General features: G+C 69.1%; 16 protein-coding genes. 7 read left to right on the plus strand and 9 right to left on the minus strand.

Going from position 1 to position 16,339, the window contains the following annotated elements; translation table 11 throughout:
* Positions 1–4: 4 nt before the first annotated feature.
* The 4 genes from AC3A6R_RS24395 to AC3A6R_RS24410 form a co-directional block, all read right to left on the minus strand.
* Positions 5–352 carry a hypothetical protein gene (locus AC3A6R_RS24395; RefSeq protein ID WP_487865872.1) on the minus strand — a complete coding sequence of 116 codons (348 nt, stop codon included), beginning with the start codon at positions 350–352 and terminating at the stop codon, positions 5–7.
* 184 nt (positions 353–536) lie between these two features.
* The gene (locus tag AC3A6R_RS24400) at positions 537–1,307 is read right to left on the minus strand and encodes an SGNH/GDSL hydrolase family protein (RefSeq protein WP_487865883.1); all 771 of its coding nucleotides are present in this window, start codon (positions 1,305–1,307) and stop codon (positions 537–539) included.
* A gap of 38 nt (positions 1,308–1,345) precedes the next feature.
* Complete coding sequence (locus tag AC3A6R_RS24405; RefSeq protein ID WP_487865873.1) at positions 1,346–2,092, minus strand: anti-sigma factor; 747 nt, start codon at positions 2,090–2,092, stop codon at positions 1,346–1,348.
* A gap of 113 nt (positions 2,093–2,205) precedes the next feature.
* On the minus strand, positions 2,206–2,781 hold the full coding sequence (locus AC3A6R_RS24410) for an RNA polymerase sigma factor (protein WP_487858394.1): 576 nt from the start codon (positions 2,779–2,781) through the stop codon (positions 2,206–2,208).
* 193 nt (positions 2,782–2,974) lie between these two features.
* Here AC3A6R_RS24410 and AC3A6R_RS24415 point away from each other — a divergent pair, with 193 nt between their 5' ends.
* Together AC3A6R_RS24415 and AC3A6R_RS24420 are read left to right on the plus strand one after the other, a co-directional pair.
* Positions 2,975–3,526: a DUF3455 domain-containing protein gene (locus AC3A6R_RS24415; RefSeq protein ID WP_487858393.1), complete on the plus strand. Its 552-nt coding sequence runs from the start codon at positions 2,975–2,977 to the stop codon at positions 3,524–3,526.
* Between the two features lie 160 nt (positions 3,527–3,686).
* A complete protein-coding gene (locus AC3A6R_RS24420; protein WP_487865874.1) occupies positions 3,687–5,015 on the plus strand; it encodes a tetratricopeptide repeat protein in 1,329 nt (442 codons plus the stop codon).
* An 18-nt stretch (positions 5,016–5,033) separates the two neighbouring features.
* On the opposite strand, the gene AC3A6R_RS24425 is transcribed toward AC3A6R_RS24420, so the two are convergent.
* Both AC3A6R_RS24425 and argH read right to left on the minus strand, forming a co-directional pair.
* Complete coding sequence (locus AC3A6R_RS24425) at positions 5,034–6,524, minus strand: rhomboid family intramembrane serine protease (RefSeq protein WP_487865875.1); 1,491 nt, start codon at positions 6,522–6,524, stop codon at positions 5,034–5,036.
* 16 nt (positions 6,525–6,540) lie between these two features.
* Positions 6,541–7,938, minus strand: a complete 1,398-nt coding sequence (argH, locus tag AC3A6R_RS24430) for an argininosuccinate lyase (RefSeq protein ID WP_487858390.1) — start codon at positions 7,936–7,938, stop codon at positions 6,541–6,543.
* Positions 7,939–7,986: 48 nt separating this feature from the next.
* On the opposite strand from argH, the gene AC3A6R_RS24435 reads away from it, so the two are divergent.
* The 3 genes from AC3A6R_RS24435 to AC3A6R_RS24445 are packed head-to-tail and all read left to right on the plus strand — an operon-like array spanning position 7,987 to position 11,062.
* The gene (locus AC3A6R_RS24435; RefSeq protein ID WP_487865876.1) at positions 7,987–9,060 is read left to right on the plus strand and encodes a sensor histidine kinase; all 1,074 of its coding nucleotides are present in this window, start codon (positions 7,987–7,989) and stop codon (positions 9,058–9,060) included.
* Positions 9,057–9,806, plus strand: coding sequence for a LytR/AlgR family response regulator transcription factor (locus tag AC3A6R_RS24440; RefSeq protein WP_487865877.1), 750 nt, complete (start codon positions 9,057–9,059; stop codon positions 9,804–9,806). Before AC3A6R_RS24435 ends, AC3A6R_RS24440 begins: the two co-directional genes overlap by 4 nt.
* Positions 9,803–11,062: an AI-2E family transporter gene (locus tag AC3A6R_RS24445; protein ID WP_487865878.1), complete on the plus strand. Its 1,260-nt coding sequence runs from the start codon at positions 9,803–9,805 to the stop codon at positions 11,060–11,062. Before AC3A6R_RS24440 ends, AC3A6R_RS24445 begins: the two co-directional genes overlap by 4 nt.
* A 4-nt stretch (positions 11,063–11,066) precedes the next feature.
* On the opposite strand, the gene AC3A6R_RS24450 is transcribed toward AC3A6R_RS24445, so the two are convergent.
* The 3 genes from AC3A6R_RS24450 to AC3A6R_RS24460 all read right to left on the minus strand — a co-directional run bounded on the left by AC3A6R_RS24450 (position 11,067) and on the right by AC3A6R_RS24460 (position 13,883).
* Positions 11,067–12,311, minus strand: coding sequence for an MFS transporter (locus AC3A6R_RS24450; RefSeq protein ID WP_487865879.1), 1,245 nt, complete (start codon positions 12,309–12,311; stop codon positions 11,067–11,069).
* 151 nt (positions 12,312–12,462) lie between these two features.
* Positions 12,463–12,957 carry an SET domain-containing protein gene (locus tag AC3A6R_RS24455; RefSeq protein WP_487865880.1) on the minus strand — a complete coding sequence of 165 codons (495 nt, stop codon included), beginning with the start codon at positions 12,955–12,957 and terminating at the stop codon, positions 12,463–12,465.
* The gene (locus tag AC3A6R_RS24460) at positions 12,954–13,883 is read right to left on the minus strand and encodes a LysR family transcriptional regulator (RefSeq protein WP_487865884.1); all 930 of its coding nucleotides are present in this window, start codon (positions 13,881–13,883) and stop codon (positions 12,954–12,956) included. Before AC3A6R_RS24460 ends, AC3A6R_RS24455 begins: the two co-directional genes overlap by 4 nt.
* Before the next feature lie 122 nt (positions 13,884–14,005).
* Between AC3A6R_RS24460 and AC3A6R_RS24465 the strand changes: the two genes are divergently transcribed.
* Both AC3A6R_RS24465 and AC3A6R_RS24470 read left to right on the plus strand, forming a co-directional pair.
* Positions 14,006–14,899, plus strand: a complete 894-nt coding sequence (locus AC3A6R_RS24465; protein ID WP_487865881.1) for an amino acid ABC transporter substrate-binding protein — start codon at positions 14,006–14,008, stop codon at positions 14,897–14,899.
* 2 nt (positions 14,900–14,901) lie between these two features.
* Positions 14,902–16,197, plus strand: coding sequence for an aminotransferase class V-fold PLP-dependent enzyme (locus AC3A6R_RS24470; RefSeq protein WP_487865882.1), 1,296 nt, complete (start codon positions 14,902–14,904; stop codon positions 16,195–16,197).
* Positions 16,198–16,339 lie beyond the last annotated feature (142 nt).

Raw genomic sequence — 16,339 nt, forward strand, 5'->3', positions numbered from 1 at the left:
CCTCTCAGGAAATAGGCGAGCCCCCATTCGGCGCCATAGACACGCGCGGGGGTGTTCTTCTTGTACCCACAAGTGCGTAGGCGAGGGTTTCGGGGCCGGAGCGCGCAGAGTAGATGAGGACACCGGGTTGGCGGTATGCACGTTCGTATTGGGCAATGGCCTCATCAAGCAGCGGCAGCGCTTGCGCGTGCTTTCTAGCCCTCACCAGTTCGGCAGCCCGGCGAACGAGCGCGTTGGCCGCATCCGCCTTCTTGGCTGCTTGCGCGGGTGGAGCGGATACCGCTTCGGGCTGGGTGGCGCATGCGCACAGGAGCAGCGACAGCAGGATCGCCGAGCAGGGTTTCATGAACATTGAGACTCTCCCTTGCCGTCCGATGCGGCGATTTTTTTCTTTTGAAAGAAGGATGCCAGCGCACGCGGCTGCAATCCGCGGAATGCGCCGCGAGTCTAGCCAGCGGCAGGGCGTCTCGCGTCGGGAATCCGGCTCTTTAGGCCGAACGGGCAGGTCTTCGTGAAGTGAGTCACGCCTTTTGCGTTCAGGGCAGCGCGGGCGCTGGGGCCGGGGCGGCCGCCGAGGTGCCCGGCAAATGCGCAGCGATGATCGAACGCCAGAGCCGGTAGCCCTCGTCCGTCAGGTGCAGCCGGTCGCCGAGGAACAGCTCGGGCCGCGGGCGGCCGTCGGCGCCGATCATCGGCGTGTAGATGTCGATGTATTCGCTGTTCGGCAGCCGGTTCAGGTAGGCCGCGATCACGTTGTTGGTCTCGCGCACCTGCGGCAGCAGGTGCTCGCGCGAGGGGCTCGGCTTGACCGAAATGAAGCTGATGCGCGTGTCGGGCAGCTCGGCGCGCACCGTGTTGGCAAAGTGCGCAAAGCTCTCGAGCACCTGCAGCGGGGTGCGGCCTTCGGCCAGGTCGTTGTCGCCGGCATACACCAGCACCTGGCGCGGGCGGTAGCGAATCACCAGGTCGCGCGCAAACAGGCTGCAGTCGGCCAGGGTCGAACCGCCGAAGCCGCGGTTGACGATCTGCGGCAGCTGGCTGAAGTCCTGCGACAGGTTCTTCCACATGCGCACGGTCGAGCTGCCCACGAACACCACGCCGCCGGGCGTGGGAAAGCGCTGCTGGTCGGCCCGCGCGAAGGCCGCGAGCTCGTTGTGCCAGCGGGCCTTGGCGGCCAGGTAGTCGGAGGCGTTCTCAACCGTGGTGGAACCGTCGGCTTCGTAGGGGAAGGCGGCCGACGCGGTCTGGGCCTGGGCGGCGAACACGGTGGCGGCGGCGAGCGCCAGGGCCGCCAGCGCGGATTTCATCATCGAGGGCATGGCAAACACGGGGGCAGGGGAGTCGGTCAGGTCGTCTTTTCGATCAGCGCGCCCTTGAACAGCACGGGGCCGGTGGGGCCGCGCTCGCTCGGCACGCCGCCTTTGGGCTCGAGGCTGATCGCGAGCGCGGGCACGCGAACATCGGATTCTGACGCAGGCAGCCGCAGCGCCGGCGCATGGTCGAGCACGCCGAGCGAGCGCGGCGCGCCACCGGGCGGCAGCGCCCAGAGCTGCAGCGACTTGTCGGCGCCCTCGTCGTAGCTGCCCACGCGCTGCAGCACGAGCTGCCGCTTCTTCGGGTCGAAGGTGACGAGCATCGAAGCGGCGGCGTTGTCGTCGGACAGCACGGCGACGTACTGGATGGCCGGCGCATTCTGCAGCTGCTCGCGCAGGTTCACGCCGACCACCACCGCCATCACCGTGGCGAGCGCGCCGGCCGCCGCCGCGCCGCGCCAGAGCGCAAGGCTGCGCAGCCACCCGCCCTGCGCGGGCGGCGGCGCAGACGCCTGGCGCTGCCGCGCAAGGGCCTGCTGCGCCTGCTCGGCCTCGATCATGTTGCGGATGCGGGTCCAGACTGCGGCGTCGGGCACGACCGGGCGCTGCAGCTCGGTCATGCTCGCGAGCCGGCTTTGCCATACGAGCGCCGCGGCGCGCACTGGCGCCTGTTCGCGCGCCAGGGTCTCGAAGCGCCGGCGGGCGCCGCCGCGCAGGGTGCCGAGCGCATGGCTCGCGGCCAGCAGGTCGAGCAGTTCGGGGTGGGCGATGAGGTTCATGTCAGTGGCGCCCGGCCGCCCGAAGGCACTGACGCGCCCCCTCGGGGGGCAGCGGACCGCGCGAAGCGGGGGAGCGTGGGGGTAGTTTCATGGCGGGGCTGCTTTCGTGGCGGCTACGCGAAGCGCGCCATGCAGATGCGCAGCTTTTCCAGCCCGCGGCGGATCCAGGTCTTGACCGTGCCGAGCGGCAGCTTGAGCTGCTCGGCCAGCTCGCCATGGCTCAGCTCGCGCAGGTAGGCCAGGCTCACGACCTCGCGCTGGCGGGCCTCGAGCTGGCTCAGGCACTGGTGCAGCGCCCAGGCCTGTTCGCTCGCATCGGCGGTGTCGGCGGGGTTCGGCGCATCGGATTCGAGCGTCTCGGCCATCAGCTCGTCGAACTCCTGCGTCAGCTGGGCGCGGTCGGCAGTGCGGCGGCGCAGCAGGTCGAGCGAGCGGCTGCGCACGATCAGGCCCAGCCAGGCGAGCGGCGGGCTCAGCGTGCCGCGGTAGTCGGCAGCGGCGCGCCAGACCGTCATGAACGATTCCTGCAGCACGTCCTCGGCCCATTCGCGCTGCCGCACCACGCGCATTGCCAGACCCATGAGGCGCGGCGAGGTACGGTCGTAGAGCTCGCGCAGGGCGGCCTCGTCGCGGCGGCCGATGCGGTCGATCAATGCGATCAGCTCGGCGTCTGGGCTGGGTACTGTCATGCGCGGATTGTGGGGCATGGGCGTGCATCACCCAGGTACGGCGGCGGGGTGCGCGCGGATTCAGCTTGTCCATGTGAATCCAGTTGGCCGCGGCCTGCGTAGAGGCAGCGAGACCGCACGCGGCGCGCCGCGCCCGTGCTCGGTCTTCCGGGCATTCATCACCCTGTCCAAACCTCCACACAAGGAACCGACCATGACCTTCCGCACCCTGACGGCCCTCGCTGCCGCCGCCGGCCTTGCCGCCTGTTCCGGCATGGGCCCCAGCCAGCCCACGATGATGTATTCGCAAGCCAGCCTGCCCGACGCGGTGAAGGTGCCGGCGGGTCACGCCGTGTTCATGGAGACCGTGGGCGCCGGCGACATTACCTACGAATGCCGCGCCAAGGCCAACATGCCCGGCCAGCACGAATGGGTGTTCGTCGGCCCCGACGCCCGCCTGATGGACCGTGCCGGCAAGCAGGTCGGCAAGTACTACGGCCCACCGGCCACCTGGGAAAGCATGGACGGCTCCAAGCTCACGGCCACCCAGGTGGCGGTGGCGCCCAACGGCACTGGCAACATCCCGCACCAGCTCGTGAAGGCGAACCCCGCCATGGGCGCGGGCGCGATGCAGGGCGTGAGCTACATCCAGCGCGTGGCAACCCGGGGCGGCGTGGCGCCGGCCATGGCCTGCGGCGCGTCGAACATGGGTCAGAAGCAGATCGTCAAGTACCAGGCGGACTACATCTTCTACCGCGCGGGCTGAAGCCCCGCCGGGCCTCGTTTGCCGCGCTAGGAAACATTTCGGACACGTATACTCCGCCCCCAAACGAGGAGCGGGGCGCACCAGCGCGTGCGAACGAGGAATGAAGAAAATTGCGATCGTGCGCACGCCCTGCCTGGGCGCGCCGTAGCGGGCGAGCATCGTGCGCGCGACCGCCACCCACACCACCACTGCCGCCGGCGAATCGCCGGCGCTGCCGCCGCCTTTCTGGCATCGGCTCAACAGCTTCTTCGCGTTCCCGTTGCAGCTGCGGCCGCTGGGCTACGGGCTGCTGCTCGCGTTCAGCAGCATGCTGTTTCAGCTGGTTCCGATCCTGCCCTCCGCGCTGTCGCTGCTGGTCATCGAGCTTGGCATCGTGCTGGCGGCCAGCCGCTACGGCTTCAAGGTCACGGCGCTCGGCGCGCAGGGCATCTGGCGCTCGGCCGACTTTCCGCGCGCACTCGACCCCGACTGGACCCATCTGCCATGGAAGCTGTTCGCCATCTCGCTGGTGCAGGGCGCGGTGATCGGCTGGCTCGCCTGGTTCGAGCCGGTGCTCGGCACCGTGGCGCTGTTCGTCGTGTCGTTCACCTTTCCGGCCGCGGTGATCGTGCTGGTGCAGTCGGCCAGCTTCTTCCAGGCCATGAATCCCGGCCACATCATGGATGCGATGCGCATCATCGGCTGGCCGTACGCGCTGCTGTGCTTCTTCCTGTTCTTGCTGAGCTCGGGTGCGCAGATCGCGATCGGTTTGCTGCTGCCGGTGATCGATGGCTTGATCGTGCTGCCGATCGCCAATTTCGCGTTCATCTATTTCGGCTGGGTGATGGCGAGCCTGCTCGGCTATGTGATGTACCAGCACCACGATGCCTTCGGCATTGACCTGCTGCCCGGCGGTGGACGCGACGACGGCGCGCCGGCAGACCGCCGCACGCCCGAGCAGATCGCCGCGCAGCGCACCGACGCCGAGGTGGCGCAATTGGTGACCGATGGCGACCTGCCCGGCGCGCTCGGCGTGGCCTACGAAGCGCAGCGCACGGCAGCGGCCGACGACCTGGCGGCGCACCGGCGCTACCACCGCGTGCTGCTGCTCGTGCCCGACAAGGCGGCCACGCTGCTCGACCATGCGCGGCGCTTCATCGCGCTGCTGATGCGGCGCGACCTGGCCTCCGAGGCGCTGAAGGTCTTCAAGGCTTGCCGCGAGAAGGACAAGGGTTTTGCGCTCGACGACTCCGTCACGGTGATGACGCTGGCCCGCGCGGAATGGCGCAACGGCGATGCACACGGCGCGCTCGCGCTGCTGTCGGGTTTCGACCGGCGCTTCCGCGGCGACGCGGCGATCCCGCAGGCCTACGAACTCGCGGCGCGGGTGCTGGTGCAGGGGCTCGGCCGCACCGACATGGCGCAGCCGATCCTCGCGACGCTCGAATCGCGCTATCCGGAGAGTGCCGAGACGCAGGAAGTGCGCTGGCTGCTGCGGCCTATCGCCTGAGGGTTCGGCGGCCGGGGTCTACGCGCGCTCGAGCGCGCGCGTCACCATGTCGTTGGGCGCCAGCCGCAGCAGGTGCGGCAGCCAGTCACGCGCCATGTCGCGTTCGCCCGCATGCAGCAGCCCGTTGGCGCAGACCGAAAGCGTGTCGGCCAGTTCGGGGTGTGCGGGCGCGGTCTTCAGCAGCACGCGGCACAGCGTGTCGGCATCCTGGAACTGCCCCGCACGCGTGAAGCGGCGCGCGAGCCGGGCCATGTCGTCGGGCCGCAGGCGCATCCCCGGCTTGGCCTGGTCGAGGTAGCTGCGGTAGCTGGCGTGCTGCAGCGCCAGCGTGTCGGGGTCGGTGGCGGGCAGGCGGAAGATGCGGCGCGCGGCCTGGTGGAAGTCGTCGCTCGCGGGCTGCAGCCGCGCCGTGTTGAACCAGGCGCGCAGCGTGTCGGCGTCGCGCGGGCGCAATTGGGCGGCGGCGCGCCATGCCGCGGTGGCGGCATCGAACTTCATCTCGGCGCCCAGCCGCCGCGCCGTGGCCACGTGGCGCGCGAAGTCCTTGCCGTCGTCGTCGCCATTCCGCGCCGTTTCGGCGGCCACCGCGTCGGGCGACTTGACGCGGCCGAGCGCCATGGCCCCGGCCATCAGCGCCGCCCCGGTCAGAAGGCCGCCGAGGTGCGCCATGTAGGCAATGCCCTGGCCGCCAACCCAATGCTGAAGCAGCTCGTTCGCGACCCAGGCCGGCAGCAGCAGCAGGGCCGGCGCGGTGACGTAGTTGAAATAGAAGAACAGCTGGTAGAAGAAGCGGATGCGCCGCAGCCGGTACATCACCGCGTACATGCCCATGAGCGCCGAGATCGCGCCCGAGGCGCCCACGCCGTGGTTGAGCTGCCCCGCATAGGCCCAGCCGGCCAGCGCGGAGGCGCCGACCGCGCCGAGCAGGTAGAAGGCCAGGTAGGTGCCGCGCCCCAGCGCCAGCTCGACCGAGAAGCCGAACAGGAAGAGGAACAGCATGTTGCCCAGCAGGTGCCCGGTGCTGCCGTGCAGGAACGCGGCCGTGAGCCAGGTCCAGGGCTTGGCGGCGGCGCCTTCGGCATAGTCCTGCGCCCAGCGCGTGGTGAACGGCGCGGGCCGCATCGCCTGGTACTGCGCGCGCTCGTGCTTCCATTCATCGAAGCGCGGGTTCGCGGGCGTGATGACCTCGTCGGCCTGCAGCTTGCGCAGAAACGCGCGGTCGTTCTGCAGGGCCGCGAGCAATTGCGCGTGGGCTTCGCCGTGCGGCAGCATGCGCCGGGCGAGCTTGCCGCGTTCCGGCTCGGTGTTCTCGAGCCATGCCACGAAGGGCGGCAGCTCCAGCGCGGGCAGCACGCTGTTCACGTAGTAGTGGGCCGCACGCTGCTCGGCTTTTTCCTCGCTGCGCTGCGGCCCCCAGAACACGGCCATGTTCACGAGGATCAGCAGCACCGTCATCCACGGCGGATGGCGCCAGCTCGGCCGGTTCTCGAGCGGGATGGCGTAGAACAAGCGCCGCCCCTGACGCTCAGGCCAGGCGTTTTCGGTGGCGCGCGATCTGCGCCTTCACCTGCGCCGGCGCGGTGCCGCCGAGGATGTTGCGCGCATTGAGCGAGCCGCGCAGGCTCAGCACGTCGTACACGTCCTTCTCGATCGCCGGGTTGAACTGCTGCAGCACGGCCAGCGGCAGTTCCGCAAGGTCGACCTTGTGCGAGGTGGCGGCCTTGACCGCATGGGCGACGATCTCGTGCGCGTCGCGGAAGGGCAGGCCCTTCTTCACGAGGTAGTCGGCCAGGTCGGTGGCGGTGGCGTAGCCGCGCAGCGCGGCGGCCTCCATGGCCTCGGGCTTCACGGTGATGCCGCCGATCATCTCGGCAAAGATGCGCAGCGTGTCCTTGAGCGTGTCGACGGTGTCGAACAGCGGCTCCTTGTCTTCCTGGTTGTCCTTGTTGTAGGCGAGCGGCTGGCCCTTCATGAGCGTGATCAGCGCCATCAGGTGGCCGACCACGCGGCCGGTCTTGCCGCGCGCGAGTTCGGGCACGTCGGGGTTCTTCTTCTGCGGCATGATCGAACTGCCGGTCGTGAAGCGGTCGGCGATCTGGATGAAGCCGAAGTTCTGGCTCATCCAGAGGATGAGTTCCTCGCTCATGCGGCTGATGTGCACCATGCACAGGCTGGCGGCGGCGGTGAACTCGATCGCGAAGTCGCGGTCGCTCACGGCGTCCAGGCTGTTCTGGCACACGCCGTCCATCTGGAGCGTGCGGGCGACCAGCTCGCGGTCGAGCGGGTAGCTGGTGCCGGCTAGGGCGGCGGCGCCCAGCGGCAGGCGGTTCACGCGCTTGCGCACGTCCTGCAGGCGCTCGGCATCGCGGCTGAACATTTCCACGTAGGCCAGCATGTGGTGGCCGAAGCTCACGGGCTGGGCCACCTGAAGGTGGGTGAAGCCCGGCAGGATCACCTCGACGTTCTTCTCGGCGATGTCGACCAGCGCCAGCTGCAGCGCCACCAGCAGTTCGGCGATCAGGTCGATCTCGCCGCGCAGCCACAGGCGCACGTCGGTCGCGACCTGGTCGTTGCGGCTGCGGCCGGTGTGCAGGCGTTTGCCGGCGTCGCCCACCAGCTGGGTCAAGCGGGCCTCGATGTTGAGGTGCACGTCCTCGAGGTCGAGTTTCCACTCGAAGGCGCCCGATTCGATTTCATCGCGGATCTGCGCCATCCCACGCGCGATCTCGGCGTGGTCCTGCTTGCTGATGATGTCCTGGGCAGCGAGCATGCCGGCGTGCGCCAGCGAACCTTCGATGTCGGCCTGCCACAGCCGCTTGTCGAAGAACACGCTGGCGGTATAGCGCTTCACGAGGTCGCTCATGGGTTCGGAGAACAGGGCCGACCAGGCTTCGGATTTCTTGTCGAGTTGGTTTTGAGTCATGGGAGGCCTGCCAGAGGCAATAATGGTTGGTTACCCAACGTATCAGTGATGCGCAACCCGGCGATTTTATCGGCCACCTCCGCGTCCAAGCCGCCGGCTTCGCCGGAAAGAGGGCGTTCGACCTCGCGCAGCGGCCGCGGGCTCTTCGACGCCTGCCAGATCGGCGTGGTGCTGCGCACGGTGCTTTTCGTCGAGGCGCTGGTGGCGACGGCCGCGCTTTTCGTGTCGTCGTCGCCGTCCGAATGGCTGGTGCAGACCGCCACCAGCACGGGTGGCGCGCTGCCGGCCACGCTGCTCTGGCTGGTGGCGGCCTGCGGGCTCAAGTCGCCGCTCGGGCGGTTGCCGGAACAGGCCCAATATGTGGCGGGCGCCGCGCTCGGCGCCGTCTCCGCGCTTTACGGCTGCGGCCTGCTGCGGCTCACCGGTGTGCTCGGCGCCGCGCCATGGCTCGCGAGCGCGGTGGCGGGTGGCTTCATCGCTGTGCTCGTCATGGCGGCGATGGTGCTGCGTGCGCGCGGCCAGACGCCGGCCGCCACCACCGCACGGCTCGAGGAGCTGCAGTCGCGCATCCGGCCGCACTTCCTGTTCAACACGCTCAACAGCGCCATCGCGCTGGTGCGCGAGGAACCTGCCAAGGCCGAGGCCATGCTCGAGGACCTGGCCGAGCTGTTTCGCCAGGCGCTGGCCGATCCGGGCGAATCGGGCACGCTGGCCGACGAGATCGCGCTGGCCGAGCGCTACCTGGCGATCGAGCAGGTGCGTTTCGGCGACCGGCTGCGCATCCGCTGGGACCTCGATGCCGCCGCCAGCAGCGCGCGCCTGCCGCCCCTGCTGCTGCAGCCACTGGTCGAAAACGCCATCAAGCACGGCGTAGAGCCCAGCCCCGAGGGCGCCAGGCTGCGCATCCGCACCGAGCGCCGCGGCGACGTGGTGGTGATCGAGGTGGTCAACAGCCTGCCGCCGCTGCGCTGGGCCGACGAGCCGCTGCCGCGCGGGCATGGCATTGCGCTGGCCAACGTGCGCGACCGGCTGCGCCTGCTGCACGACATGCAGATGCAGTTCAGCGCCGGCATGGACCAGAAGAACTACCGCGTGCGCATTGCCATTCCTGCCGAACCATGACCCTCAAGACCCTGATCGTCGACGACGAAGCCCTGGCGCGATCGCGCCTTCGCACCCTGTTGCGCGACTGCCGCTCGCCCGCGGCCGAGGTGGTGGCCGAGGCGGCGCAGGGGGCCGAGGCGCAGCAGCACCTGGCGCAACTGCCGCTCGACCTGGTGCTGCTCGACGTGCACATGCCCGGTATCGACGGCATCGAGGTGGCGCGCGCGCTGCGCCAGCGTGACGACGCGCCGGCCGTGGTGTTCGTCACGGCGCATGCGGCGCATGCGGTCACGGCCTTCGAACTCGATGCGGTCGACTACCTGACCAAGCCGGTGCGCGCCGAGCGCCTGCAGCAGGCGCTGCAGAAGGCCGAGCGCTTTCTGAAGGAGCGGGGTGCGCTGCGGGCCAGCGCGCTGCAGGAGAGCCTGCTGATCCAGGACCGCGGCCGCACCGAGCGGGTGCCGCTCGCCGAGGTGCTCTATTTGAAGTCCGAGCACAAGTACCTCACGGTGCGCACCGCCACGCGCAGCCACATCCTCGACGGCTCGCTCAACGAGTTCGAGGAGCGCTACCCCGAGCGCTTCCTGCGCGTGCACCGCAATGCGCTGGTGGCCCGCGCGGCCATCCGCGCGCTCGAGAAATACGACGACGGCGAAGACGCCGAAGGCTGGGCGCTGCGGCTCGAGGCCGTTCCCGAGCCGGTCGCCGTGTCGCGGCGGCAACTGCCTGCCGTGCGCGATGTCCTGAAGGAAAAAACACGATGACCGACAACCACAACCCGGCCGCCGACGCAGTGCCGAAAGCCCCGCCCCGGCCGCAGCCCGCCGAACAGCCGCCCGAGCTGCCGCCCGACCCCGAGGCGAAACCCCCGGCCGGCGCGCTGCCGCCCGAACTGCTGCCCGAGCCGGAACCCAACCGGCTGATGCTGCACATGCCGGTCGACGTGCGCAGTGCCTCGCTGGTCGTGCTCGCGGTGCTTGCCAGCGTGTTCGCGCTGCGCTGGGCCGCGGCGGTGTTCATTCCGCTGATGCTGAGCCTGCTGCTGAGCTATGCGCTGTCGCCGCTGGTCGACCGGCTCGAGCACTGGAAGCTGCCGCGCTGGATCGGCGCCACCGTGATCCTGCTGGGGCTATTCGGGGGGCTGGGCTGGACCGGCTATTCGCTTTCGGGCAGCGCCTCGCAGCTGGTCGATTCGCTGCCGGTCGCGGCGCAGAAGCTGCGCCAGGTCGCACGCACCTCCAACAGGAGCGCCAACACCAACCCGCTCGACAACGTGCAGCAGGCGGCGTCGCAGCTCGAGCGCGCCGCCGAGGAGAACTCGCGCGCGCTGGCCCGGCGCGGCGTGGCGCGCGTGGTGGTCGAGCGGCCGCCCTTCAACGTGCGCGACTACCTCTGGAGCGGCACCGTGGGGCTGCTCTCGGCCGCGGGGCAGTTCACGCTTGTGGCCTTCCTGACCTTCTTCGCGCTGTGCTCGGGCAACACCTTCCGGCGCAAGCTGATCAAGATCACCGGACCGAGCCTGCAGAAGAAGAAGATCACGGTGCACGTGCTGGACGACATCACGCGCAACATCGAGCGCTACCTGCTGGTTCAGATTGCCACGAGCGCGCTCGTGGGCGTGGCAACCGGGCTCTCTTTCTGGGCGCTGGGGCTCGAGAACGCGGCCGTCTGGGGCATCGTGGCCGCGGTGACGAATCTCATCCCCTACATCGGCTCGGTGATCGTCATGGGCGCGGCTGGCCTGGTCGCGTTTCTGCAGTTCAACACCATCGAGATGGCGCTCGCGGTGGCCGGCACCTCGCTGTTGATCCACACCGTCGTCGGCAACCTGCTGGTGCCCTGGCTCACGAGCCGCACCAGCCGCATGAACCCGGTGGCCGTGTTCGTCGGCGTGATCTTCTGGGGCTGGCTCTGGGGCATCTGGGGCCTGCTGCTGGGGATTCCGATCACGATGGTGATCAAGTCGATCTGCGACCGGGTCGAGGACCTGCAGCCGATCGGGGAGCTGCTCGGGGACTAGGGCCTCATTCCGGCATCACGCCCATCGGCACGCCGCCGCGCGCCCGCCCCAGCGTGGCCACGACCAGCGCCGCCACCAGCACCAGCACCCCGCTGAGCACCATCGCGCTCGCGATGCCGTAGCCGTCGACCATCACGCCACCCATCAGCGCGCCGGCGGCGATCGCCACCTGGAAGCCGGTCACCAGCAGGGCCTGGCCGGCTTCCTGCGCGTCGGGCACCGCTTCCATCATCCAGCCGGTGAGCGCCACCGGGATCAGGCCGAAGGCCACGCCCCAGATCACCACCACGACCGCGCCGGCCACCATGCCGGTGCCGATCTGGGTCGACAACAGCAGCGCCGTGGCGAGCATCAGTGCCGCCAGCAGGGTGGTGCCGCGCACGCTGCGCGCCACCAGGCTGCCGCCGACGAAGGTGCCGACGAAGCCCACCGCGCCGTAGACCAGCAGCAGCGTCGAGACGGCATGCGCCGGCAGGCCGAACACCTGCTGCAGCAGCGGCTTCAGGTAGGTGTAGGCCGCGAAGTGGCCGGCGATGAAGAACAGCACCGTGAGCAGGCCGACCTGGGCCATGCGGCGCGTGAGCGGCGTGAGCAGGTCGCGCGCGCCGATCGCGCGCTGCGGCGGAATGGCCGGCAGCAGCCACAGCTGCACCAGCAGCACGGCGGCGGCCAGCGCGCCGGTCACGGCGAACGAGGCGCGCCAGCCGAACATCGTGCCGAGCCACGAGCCCGCGGGCACGCCGAGCACCGTGGCCGCCGACACGCCGGCCAGCACCAGCGACATGGCGCGTGCCTTCGAGGCCGCGGGCACCAGCTGCGTGGCGGCCGCGGGCGCGAAGGTCCAGAAGCCGCCCACCGCCAGGCCGAGCATCAGCCGCGCGACCAGCATGGTCGCGAAGTTGGGCGCGAAGGCGGCGAGCAGGTTCGACGCGATCAGCAGGACCGTGAGTGCGATCAGCACGGTGCGCCGGTCGAGCCGGCCCGAGGCCACGATGAGCGCCGGACCGGCCAGCGCGGCGAGCACGCCGGGCATGGTGATCATCAGGCCGGCCGTGCCATCGGACACGCCGAGTCCGCGCCCGATGTCCGTCAGCAGGCCGATCGGCATGAACTCGGTCGACACCATCGCGAAGGTACCGACGGCAATGGAGCCGACCGCGAGCCACGCGGAGCGGCTCGCCACCGCTGTCGTCGCGGGCTCGGGCGCGAGGTCGTCGATGCAGGGATTGCTGCTGGGCGGATTCATCATGAAGGGCGGTCCTCGAATCGCATCGGCCGGGCGCGTGCCGGGCCGATGGCGTGTTGTTGTGAAGGGCCGCCCAGTGTCGGAGTTGGCAGGCCTTGCACAAAGGGGCCTGCCGGCAGTAGTCAGTTTCCTGTGGACGAACAATGGGCCTGTTTCATCCCTCGCGCTCCAACGGCTCGGCCGGCTCGGTCGGCTCCGACAGCATGGTCCCGCGGCAGAGCGCCGAGCCGCAGCGGCAGGGGTACTGGTCGGGCGTGGAGCCGTCGTCGGCGCTCAGTGCGTAGTCGATGAAGAGTTCTTCGCCCTCGTCCACCGGCACCAGCGTCTGGAACTTCAGCAGCAGTTCGCCGGCTTCGTCGTATTCCTCGACGGCTTCGCAATTGGGATCGCAGGCATGGTTCAGGTGGCGCGTGCCGTTGCCGCCCTTGGCGCCGTCGATGGTTTCGTCGTTGGAGAGCTTGAAGAGGTAGGTGAGCTGGTCGTCCCACTTTCTTGCGGCGATGTCCTGCGGCGAGTAGCGCCGGCCTTCGTAGAGGCCGAGGAACGCGCCGGCGGGCAAGTCGCGGGCCGCGAAGGCACCGAGCCCATGGACACCGCTGGGGCCCACGCGGATGAAGGGCGTGGACGAGGTCTGCTTGCGCGATTTCATGCCGACGATTGTGCCGGCGCCTCGGCCGCCTGCGCCTGGAACATGCGCGTGAAGTCGCAGCATTCCTGCGCCAGCATGACGATCGACGCGGTCAGCGCGCTGCGGTGCTCGCCCTTGTGCATCGCGACGTAGCGCACCAGGGGCAGGGCGGGCACCACGTCGATCACCGCGAGCATGCCGGCCGACACCAGCGGCTCGAGGCACTGGCGCGGCAGGTAGCTCACGCCGAGCCCGGACACCGTGAGGCCCGTGAGGGCGACGAGGTTGCTCACCACGATGCTTTCGGCCGGCTGCACGCCCTGTTCCTTCATCCAGGCGTCGTAGGCGCGGCCGGTGCCCGAGTTGCTGCCCTGCACCAGCATGCGATGGCGCGCGAGCTCGTGCAGGCGGACCGGGCCGGTGGCCGCCACCACGCCGGGCTTGCACATCCAGGCGCTCCTCACCTGGCCGATGACCTTGGTCTGCATGCGCGAATCGGCAAAGGTGTGGGGCACGATCGCGAGGTCGAGCTCGTCGGCCAGCAGCTTGTCGCGCAACTGCAGGCTGTCGTCCACGTCGGGCGCGAGGATCACCTTCGGATAGTGGCGCTGGATCAGTCCCACGAGCCGCGGCAGCCAGGTCATCGCGGTGAGTTCGGTCACGCCGATGCGCAGCCGGCGCTGCACCACGCCGGGCTTGCCGAACTGCTCGACGGCGGCGTCGCGCTGCTCGAGCAGGCGGCCCGCGAGCACGAACATCTCCTCGCCCTTCTCGGTGAGCCGCGCGCTGCGCTGGCTGCGGTCGAACAGCGCCGTGTCGAACAGCTGCTCTAGTTCGTGCACCCGCTTGGAAACGGCCGACTGCGTGGTGTGCAGCTGGTTGGCCGCCTGCGCGAAGCCGCCGAGCTTGGCGATCCAGTAGAGGGCTTCGAGCTGCTTGAATGTCATCACGGTGTGTAAGTCCTCGACCGAGTCGCTTTATTCATGTGATTCGATCACAAAAAATCGCTTTTGGAAATTTGAAGCGGCACGGAAGATGGGCTTGCCTCATCTTCCAAGGAGACTTTCGAATGAACCTCAAACTGTCCCTCGCGCTGGCGGCCTCCGCTGCATTGCTCTGCGGCGCCGCGGCGGCCCAGGAGAGCCCCACGCTGCGCAAGATCAAGGAAAGCGGCGTGGTGCAGATCGGCAGCCGTGACACGCAGCTCCCGTTCTCGTACAAAGCCGGCTCCGAGAGCGCGCCGATGGGCTTCACGAACGACATCTGCCTGCAGGTGGTCGAGGCGATCAAGGCGAAGCTCGGCCTGCCGAAGATCGAGGTGCGCTACACGATGCTCACGTCGACCAACCGCATCCCGCTGGTGCAGAACGGCACGGTCGACCTCGACTGCGCGACCACCACCAACACGGTGCAGCGCCAGCAGCAGGTCGACTTCGCGCCGAGCCACTTCGTGACCAACATCACGGCCGTGGTCAAGAAGAGCTCGGGCATCGACTCCATCGCCGACCTGCAGGGCAAGACCGTGGCCACCGTGGCCGGCAGCACCTCGATGCAGCTGCTGCGCGGCTTCCGCAAGACCGAGAACATCGAGGTGCAGGAGATCGCGGGCAAGGACACGGCGGACGGCTTCCTGCTGCTGTCGAGCGACCGCGCGGTGGCCTACGTGCTCGACGACGTGCAGCTCGCGGGCCTGGTCGCCAACCAGCCCAATCCGGCCGACTACAAGCTGCTGAAGGACGTGCTGCGCCAGGAGCCCTACGGCATCATGATGCGCAAGGGCGACCCCGAGTTCAAGGCCATCGTCGACGAGGCCGTGACCGCGATGATGAAGTCGGGCGCGATCGAGAAGCTCTATGCCAAGTGGTTCATGTCGCCGATTCCGCCGCGCAACGTGAACCTGAACTTCCCGATGTCCGATGCCGTGCGCGAGGTCTACCGCAACCCGAACAACAAGGGCGTGTGAGGATGCCGTCCGATGCCATCCGCCCGAACGGGTTCGCGTTTTCGGATGCGCTGATGCGCGAGGTGAAGGCGCGCTTCCTGCACGTCGACCGCGACCACCACGGCCGCGAGCGGCTGTACTTCGACAACGCGGGCGGCTCGTTCCGCCTGAAGGCCGCGGCCGAACGCTTCGCCGCCATCGATGCGGTGCCCGACAACACCGAGCGCATGCACGCCACGGCGATCGAGCTGCAGCAGGTCCAGGCCCGCGGCGCGGACGACCTGCGCACCGTGCTCAATGCCGAAGGCGGCAGCGTCTATGCGTCGCTGACCGCGTCGGGCGCGATGTTCGACATGGTGCGCGCCGTGGCCGAGAACGTGCCGGGCACGAACATGGTCACCACGGTGCTCGAGCATCCGTCGGCCTTCGATGCGATGAGCCTCTATGCGCAGAAGTGCGGCCGCGAACTGCGCGTGGCCCGCAGCAACCGCGAGACCGGCGGCGTCGACGTCGACGAGATCGTGCGGCACATCGACAAGGACACGAGCCTGCTCAACGTGATCCATGCATCGAACATCTCGGGGGCCAAGCTCGATCTCGAACGGATCGTGCAGCGCGCCCGCGAGATCAAGCCCGATCTCTACATCCTGGTCGACGCCGTGCAGCACGCGCCGCACGGGCTCATCGACCTGCAGAAGACGCCGGTGGACGGCATCAACATCGCGCCCTACAAGTTCTTCGGCTGCCGTGGCTCGGGCCTGTCGTGGGTGTCGGACCGTGCGGCGCGGCTGCCGCACCACAAGCTCGCGGGCAAGAAGCCCGATTTCTGGGACCTCGGCAGCTCCGCGCCCTGGCAGTTCGCCGTGCTCACCGAGGTCGTCGACTACGTCTGCTGGCTCGGGGGCCATTTCTCGCAGGCCAATGAGCGGCGGGCGTTGTTTGCCGCCGGCATCGCGCACATCGAGCTGCACGAGCGGGCGCTGCTCGCGGCGCTGCTCGACGGGATAGAGGCCACGCCGGGGCTGCGCCGCATGGCCGGCGTCAAGGTCTTCCTCGACCATCCGGACCTCACGAAGCGCGACCTGATCATCGGCATCGGCTTCGACCGCATCGACTGCGCGCAGGCCGTGGTCGAGTATGGCGAGCGCGGCGTCACGGTGTACGAGCGCGTGGCGAGCAGCATCTACTCGAAGCGCATGCTCGACGCCTTCGGCCTCGAGGGCACGGTGCGCGTCTCGCCGCTGCACTGCCACTCGGTCGCGGACATGGAGAAGTTCCTGCGCGTCACGCAGGAGATCGCCGAGTCGGCTGCGGCTTAGGGCCTGTTCACCCTATTTACGGGGATCGCGTTGGCCCGCATTGGGGCTGGCTGCAAGGCGCCCGCGCGCAGCAATGCTGAAGCATTGCAAGCGCGGGCAACGCCGCAGACGGCCCCAATGCGGGCCAACCCGGAGGGAAGGC

It is taken from the genome of Variovorax sp. Soil_C_19 (assembly GCF_057657255.1).